This window comes from Protofrankia sp. CiP3 (assembly GCF_917627345.1).
Taxonomy (GTDB): Bacteria; Actinomycetota; Actinomycetes; order Frankiales; family Frankiaceae; genus Protofrankia.
The window spans coordinates 1,109-1,628 of sequence record NZ_CAKJTM010000022.1 but is presented as its reverse complement, the minus strand read 5'-3'; the positions used below and the strand labels follow the sequence as shown (position 1 = coordinate 1,628).

The following is a 520-nucleotide window of genomic DNA, read 5'->3' as shown; positions in this document are numbered from 1 at the left end:
GTGTCGACCGTCCGATACCGCTACCGCGCCTACCCGGCCCCAGCGCAGGTGCAGGCATTGGCGCGGGCGTTCGGATGCGCCCGGGTCGTCTACAACGACGCAATCCGGCTACGTGATGAGACGCACGCGGCAGGCGAGAAGATCTCCGACACCGAGGTACAGCGCCGGGTCATCACACTGGCGAAGAAAACTCCCGAACGGGAATGGCTCGGTCACGTCTCGTCGGTCGTGCTGGTGCAGGCATCGCAGGATGCGCGGAAGGCATATCGGAACTGGTTCGACTCGCTGTCAGGCAAGCGGAAGGGCCGCCGGGTCGGGCGCCCCCGGTTCCGGTCTCGGAAGGACAACCGGCAGTCGATCCGGCTTACCCGCAACGGCTTCGGTGTCACCGCGCGGGGCGTGCAGCTAGCGAAGATCGGTAATGTTCGGCTTGAATGGTCGCGGCCGTTACCATCGGTCCCATCATCGGCCACGGTGATCCGGGAAGCGGACGGCCGGTACTACGTGTCGTTCGTTGTCG

At 65.6% G+C, this 520-nt stretch carries 1 protein-coding gene; it reads left to right on the top strand.

The genetic code is table 11. The annotated features are described in order from the left end of the window. The coding region (locus MJ797_RS10840; RefSeq protein ID WP_308128305.1) for a transposase at positions 1 to 520 on the top strand (520 nt) is incomplete at both ends.